Genomic DNA, 7121 nt, shown 5'->3' on the forward strand with positions numbered 1-7121 from the left:
CCCACAGAATCGTAACGAAAAATATACTCTTCATCTTCAGCATTGATTTCTTTTGTCATTCGACCCATAGCATCGTATTGCCAATGCGTACTATACCCATTTGCATCCACCATTTTGATCAAATTGCCCAAGGGATCATAGGAATAAGTAGTTTGTCCACCCATCGCATCCATTACTTTGGTTAGCAAACCAATTCGATTATATTCGTATTTTGTTTGGTTACCCTCTGCATCTTCAACCATTTGCAGGTTTCCTAAAGGATCATATTGATACTTGGTTGAATTCCCCATGGGATCTACTTTTTCAAGCAAACGTTTTAATTGGTCATAACGATATTTATTAACTGAACCATCAGCTTTTTTCATTTCTATCAAGTTACCAACTTTATCATATTGAAACTGTTGTTTATACCCTAAGGCGTCGGTAATTTGGACAAGCTGATTCAATGCATCATATAGATACTGAGTTGAGTTACCTCGAGGGTCTATTTCCTCAATCAGGTTACCTAAAGAATCATAAATGTATGACTTCCTATTTCCTTCCGGATCAATGATTTCAGTCATTTTACCGGTAGGATCATACTGATAGTTCCAGGTATTCCCTCTTGAGTCCGTATAATTTTTAAGATTACCTACTAAATCATAATCAAAAAATGAAGTTGCTCCTTCAGGATCCACAATGCGAGTAATATTACCCTGAGGGTCATATTGATATGAAACTGTTCCCCCTAATGGATCAACCACTTTTGTTAATTGACCTAATTGATCATATTGATAATGAATTTTACTTCCAGTTGCATCAATTACTTCTGCTAGTTTGCCTGTTGGAGTATACGAATATGTTGTTTCATTGCCAATAGCATCGATTCGTTTAATAATTTCTCCAGCCAAATTATATTCAAAAGAAGTCTTATCTCCGTTCCGATTGACAATCGAAATGAGATTGCCTGATTCATCATAAGCATATCTTTCCTTGTTTCCTTTTGCATCAACTTCAGCAACTAATCTTTGAAGATCATCATATTCGTATTGAGTTTTGTGACCAAGTGGATTTACATTCTGAATCAGTAGACCGTTTTGATTATACTTCCATTGTGTTTCTCGCCCTAGGGGGTCAATAAAAGATAGTAATCTACCATTTTCATCAAACCAATATTCATTTTTATTTCCAAGCGGATTTGTTACCTCAATCTTGTATTGATCTATATCGTATGTATAAAAAGTAGAATTACCTTTTGGATCAATTATTTCTTTTATTCTTTGTAACTCATCGTAGGCATACTGAGTTATATTCCCTAAAGGGTCAGTGATTTGTGTTAACAACCCTAAGTCATTGTATTCAAATTTTTGAATGTGACCTAATGGATTGGTTATTGATTCTACCTGACCTAGAGAATTATAAGTAAAAGAAGTTTTTTCACCTTTTGCGCCAATTTGTGCAGTTAAAAAACCTAACTCGTCATAAAAATACTGATTTTTTTGCCCTTTTGCATCAATTGTACTTGTTATTTGTCCTAAAGGACTATACTGAATTTGAGTAGAATTCCCCTCAGCATCTATCATTTCTATTAATTGATTCATTTCATCATAACGGTAGGTTGTCTTATTTCCCAATGGATTTACAACAGAGATTAGATTACCATTTTTATCATATTCATACGTTTCTTTTCCACCAAGTGGGTCTGTTTTCGTTAAAATCCGCCCTAATGCATCATAAGTAAATGTGAGAATTTCTTGATTGGCTTTCACAATAGAAGAAAGGTACCCATATTCATTATATTGTAAGTCTGTTACTACGTTCCCATTCTGTTTGATCGATTTGATTCTTCCATTATTGTCATAAGTATATTGAAAGGTTCCATCGGCATTTTTTTGTTCAATTAATTGGCCATTTAACCCATATTGAAATGACTCTTCTGGAATTAAATTCCCTTCTTTTTCAATCATTCTACCCAATGCATCCCATTGATAAGAAATCTTAGCTCCAAGAGGCCCTTTAATCTGTATTAATTCCCCTTTAGGATTATATGAATAAACAGTAGATTCCCCTTCGGCATTGATGATTGCCTTAAGTTGACCTTTTGTATTATAAGTATAAGTGGTAACGGCACCATTAGGCTGAACCCATCGTTTTAATAATCCATTCTCATACTCGTAACGGAATGTTTGTCCATTTGAATATTTTACTTGAATGGGATGGTTGGCTGGATCATATGTGATTTCTATTGTCCCACCACTTGCATTATTCATTTTCAATAATCTTCCTAAACGATCATATTGCATACGCTGATAACGACCCAAAGGATATTGCACGTAACTAGGCTGTCCATATTCATCATATTGGAAACGAGTAATAGCTCCTTTAGGATTGGTATAGGTTTCAAGTAGGCCTTTATCATTATAGGTGAATCTTTCTTTTTCGCCTAAGGGATTGATATTTGCTAATAAATTCCCCTTATTATCATATTCTCTAAGCCATTCACGTCCAGTTTCATCCACAATATGAGTAATCTGATCAAATGAGTTGTATTGATAGGAGAAACTTCGACCATATTCGTCAGATTTATAGACTAATCTCCCTAATTCATCGTATTGCATATCTGTAGTTCCTAAAGAGGACTCAATCTTTGTTAAGCGATTCTGATCATCATAAGTATAAGAATAAGTCTCCCCCAATGAATTCTTTTTTTGAATGATTTGCTTTTTATCATTAAATACAAAAGCTGTACGATTACCTAAAGCATCAATACGAACGACCTTTTTAGCAGTATCTTGATACTGATATTCATAAACTAAGTCTCCTTCTTGATCATAACGAACAACCCGATCATTTTGATAAGTAAAACTTTCTTTCCCTGTTTTTGGATATGTTATAGTTAATAATCGATTATCCTGATCATATGTATATTGGATTGAAGTGCCATCTGGTTTTTTTACTTTGTTTAGACGTTTACCTTCATATTCATAGAAAGTGACTTGACCTAGTGGATCAGTTATACTCTGAACTAAATCGTTGTTATAAGTTAAGGAAACTGCTCTTCCGTCTGATGATTTAATTTGGATTAAATGACCTTGTTGATCATAATTAAATTGAAGTGTATTGCCATTACGATCCTTGATTGCAATTAATTTTCCCTGAATAGGATCTGCGTTTTCTCGCCATGGAGCCTTATAACCTTTGAAGGTATAGATATAACCATCAGGTTTTGTAATTTGGTATTCATCTTTAGAAATTCTTTCTAAATCAGATCTACTTGTGCTGGAATATGTTCCTTGATCAAGAGGATAATATATCAGCGGATCACCGTCGTAACTATCCACTAAACCGTTTGGATCATTTTTTTGATAGGTATAGTTAACGTTACTTCCATCAGGCTTGAACTCGGAAATATTAAAATCAGCAAACATTTGAATATAGTAATCATAAGAAAATCTCCAGCCATAACCAAAAGGGAACAATTTATCTTTATCTTTTAAGTTGTAAGTTCTTTGAATAGACAACGGATTTCCATAAATATTTAAAAAGAGGTCTTCTTCTTCAATCTTTAAATTACCAGTTGAAAGCTGTACGGGATCTTCTATCACAGGATTGAATGGGGATTGTTCAAGATTATATTGCCCTTGAAGACTGGGCAGTTGAGATAAGGAATTTTGAATATTGCTTTGTAATGTTTGGTTCATGACTTGACTTTGAGGCATAAAGGGATTTTGATCTGTTCTTTTTCCTGGTTGGGGAAGCCATTCTTCTAACCAATCATAACCATCATAAGAAGATGCACTTGCCTTCACAACAAAACTAGGCATTATCAATCCGCTAATTAGTGTAATAATTAGAAAATAAGTCATTGCAGAAAAAGTTTTATGTCTTTTTCTCATTCTTCCCTCTCCTCCTCTTTAAAAAAAGGCAATAAAAAGACATTCCGATCTTTTTAAGACGAAAGGGGGCTATACATTATATATGATCTTATATTTCTTGTTGAAAATGTACGGCAACCCAGCCGTCATGGTAGGAAATACCTTCTATGAATAAAGATTAAGGAGAGAAGGGCACTTCTGAAGGCACACAAAGTGTACAAGTCGTGCTACACAGCTAAAGCTGCTAGTCACGCTATGTCGCAGCTTATGGATTATACAAACCCCTAAATGACAAGTGGAAGAAAGTTATACTTTATTATCTTTCAAGGAAAGACAGTGGATGACTCCACTGCCTTTAACTATACCAATGATTTAGTTGTAAGTGAATTAGCGAGTCATTCCTGTTTGGCCTGAAAGTTGTTGTTCTGCCATTTGAACTAAACGACGAGTAATGTTACCACCAATTGCACCATTGTCACGAGAAGCGATATAGCCCATGTATCCGTCTGCAGGAATTTGGATACCAAGTTCTTGGGCAATTTCGAATTTCATTTGATCTAATGCTTGTGCAGCTTGAGGTACTACTAACCAGTTGCTAGAACGTTCTTGTCCTTTTGCCATCTGATATCACCTCCTTGTTGGTGTATGCTTAATATTTGTAGAAAGAGGGATATCCATTCATCGATTTTGTTGGTAATTTTTGTACAACACTACAATTGAATAAGCTCTTTAGTAAATGAGGTTAGTACCAGGGGCCCTTCTTTTGTGACATAGATGTCATCTTCAATCCTGACTCCACCTAGTTCTGCCACATAGATTCCTGGCTCGATGGTAAAAACCATTCCTTCCTTTAACAATTCTTCATTCTTCTCATGCATCGAAGGGAGTTCATGAATATCTAAACCTAACCCATGGCCAATCCGGTGTATGAAATAAGGACCAAAACCCATCTCTGTAATTTTTCTTCTAGCGGCTAAATCCACTTCTTTAATAGCGAGATCAGGTTTTACCACATCTATTGCCAATTGCTGGGCTTGTTTGACAATGTGATACATTTCTTTTTGTTTTTCTGAAATTTGGCCAACGGCAACAGTTCTAGAGATATCGGAACAATATCCATTAAAAACGACTCCTAAATCAAATAAAACAAAATCCCCATTCTTAATTCTTTCTTGGCCTGGCTTTCCATGAGGCAACGCAGATTTTTCGCCAGTTAACACCATCGTATCAAATGACATTTTTTCAATGCCTTCTTTTTTTAAACGATATTCGATTTCTGCAATAATCTCTAATTCGCTTTTGCCTACCTGAATCGCCTCGATTCCAAATTCTATTGCTTTATCAGCCCAATAAGCTGCTTCTTTTAAACTATTTAATTCCAATTCATCTTTCGTTATTCTTAGACCCATTAAGCCTTTTTCAATATCAACGGATTGTTGAAACTGGAGAATTTCCTTTAACCAAAGAGCTTTTTTAAACGAAACATATCCTTCCTCAAATCCAAACGGTTGGTCTTGTTTGAACAGTATATATTTTTTAATCAATTGGACTGGCCCTTCATGATCTGCATAACCAAATATGTTGTTTAATGAAGTTTTTCTGTTTGCTTCCTCTTTATCTAATTCAGGTGTAATTAGGATAGGCTCCTGTCCAGAAATAAGAAATAAACCCATAAAACGTTCATGAGGATTTGAGTAAAAACCAGTTAAATAATAAACATTTGTGGGTGAAGAGATAAGCGCCACACTTAGATCATTTTTATCCATCCATTGGTAAAAGCGATTTAATCTATTTTCGTAGACTTGACTTTGAGACATTTGTATACCCCATCTTTCCGTATTTTTTGGACTATTCCAGATGGGAAATTCCACCTGAATAAGTTTTGCTTCATTATATCACAGAAGGAGTTAAATGATATGAAGAAGAGTGATTAAAAGAATAAAAAACCAAGCGATTTTTTTAAAGATAGTGCGGGCAACTATGTCTTCAATCCCACGATGTTTGCCAGACATAGTAAATGAAATAACTAACAAAAGTAACAAAACACCAGTAATGATTTTTGGGGTAACTAAATCCTGTTTAGCCCAAATCATAATCCCATGAATTGCACCTGCTAATAAAATTGTCCATCTTATCCATTTCATTTTTCCAATTTCATTTAACTGTTTTGAAAAAGGATAATTACATAATATGAGATAAATCAAAAGTCCTAAACTGATAAAAGCCATTTTTCTACTCCTTTTTAAAAAATGACGATTTTTAGCGTATTTTCAACGAATATGATTTTTTTCAACAAATACCATCAAAAATAAGACGATGTACATGTTTATTTTTGACGAAAATCGTGGTAATATTTATTTTGCACAGCAATCGAAAGGAGATTAGGTGATGGCTATCAAAACTGATTCCATTCCAACTTATCTTGATGAGTTTAGAATGATTAAACTAGATAGTATGATTAGAGATGTTAAAAAATTAAACCCTGAAGAACTACTCAAGATTAAGAATGAAATTGAAAAATTACTTTTTTTGAGGATCAACATGCATGAATGATTCTCTAAAATCTCTGATTCAGATTTATAAAATGCTAGATGAAGCAAAGCTTTTAATAGAGGATGCAATTAACCAAATTGGAGTGGAACAAAGTAAGAATCCCCAATCTCTTCCTAAAGACATCCAAGAATTAGTTGAAGTAAGTCTAGAATTAAGCCCTGAGCAAAGAAAAACCTTAATGAGATTTATTGAATCTTTGAAATAAAATACATACCAATAAACATGTAACCGGAGAATAATTACACTCCGGTTTTTTTGTTTGAACTAAAGTTACTCTTCTTCAATTTGCCACTTACGAAGATATGGGAAAACCAATAAGCAATCGAAGTGCAATAGTTTGATATCCACTTCAACTCCCCTGCATCTTACCATATGCAAAATTAATTGCGAATAAAAAAAATAGTTATTTGTCATGCTTACGGACCAGTTCTATTATGCATATTTTATAAGTGAACCTTATTCTTTAAAAGGGAGGTAAATTTTTTGGCCAAAAACAACTTTTTCGATGCGTTAAAACGATTAGGTAATATGGGGCAGCAATCAAATGGACCAATTGGGGGTAAAAGAGGGCCAGGGCCTGGAGGCAAAAGACAAGGTGGTTTTGGGCGTGGTCCAATAGGACCTGGTGGTAGACAAGGTAGGCCTGGTGGGCGCGGTCCCGGCGGTTTTGGACCTGGCGGACCCGCTGGACCTGGTGGTTTCGGGCCCGGTCCC

The 7121-nt window shown here is 34.9% G+C and carries 7 protein-coding genes; 3 read left to right on the top strand and 4 right to left on the bottom strand.

Annotation, left to right across the window (positions count from 1 at the left end; translation table 11 throughout):
- From U473_RS14770 to U473_RS07515, 4 genes are all read right to left on the bottom strand, one after another.
- Positions 1–3875: DUF6531 domain-containing protein (locus U473_RS14770; protein WP_161937304.1), on the bottom strand; the 3875-nt coding region annotated here is incomplete at its 3' end.
- Between the two features lie 366 nt (positions 3876–4241).
- Positions 4242–4475, bottom strand: coding sequence for an alpha/beta-type small acid-soluble spore protein (locus U473_RS07505; RefSeq protein WP_068724938.1), 234 nt, complete (start codon positions 4473–4475; stop codon positions 4242–4244).
- Positions 4476–4564: 89 nt separating this feature from the next.
- Entirely contained in the window at positions 4565–5671 is a 1107-nt protein-coding gene (locus U473_RS07510; RefSeq protein WP_068724939.1) for a M24 family metallopeptidase, read from the bottom strand.
- A gap of 90 nt (positions 5672–5761) precedes the next feature.
- On the bottom strand, positions 5762–6082 hold the full coding sequence (locus tag U473_RS07515) for a hypothetical protein (RefSeq protein WP_068724946.1): 321 nt from the start codon (positions 6080–6082) through the stop codon (positions 5762–5764).
- Between the two features lie 160 nt (positions 6083–6242).
- On the opposite strand from U473_RS07515, the gene U473_RS14775 reads away from it, so the two are divergent.
- The 3 genes from U473_RS14775 to U473_RS15015 form a co-directional block, all read left to right on the top strand.
- Positions 6243–6407 (top strand): hypothetical protein, encoded by a 165-nt coding sequence (locus tag U473_RS14775; protein ID WP_161937305.1) that lies wholly within the window; start codon positions 6243–6245, stop codon positions 6405–6407.
- The gene (locus U473_RS07520) at positions 6400–6612 is read left to right on the top strand and encodes a hypothetical protein (RefSeq protein WP_068724948.1); all 213 of its coding nucleotides are present in this window, start codon (positions 6400–6402) and stop codon (positions 6610–6612) included. Before U473_RS14775 ends, U473_RS07520 begins: the two co-directional genes overlap by 8 nt.
- Before the next feature lie 278 nt (positions 6613–6890).
- The coding region (locus U473_RS15015) for a hypothetical protein (RefSeq protein WP_201024163.1) at positions 6891–7121 on the top strand (231 nt) is incomplete at its 3' end.

It is taken from the genome of Tepidibacillus decaturensis, assembly GCF_001561915.1.
In the GTDB taxonomy this organism is placed as follows: domain Bacteria; phylum Bacillota; class Bacilli; order Tepidibacillales; family Tepidibacillaceae; genus Tepidibacillus_B; species Tepidibacillus_B infernus.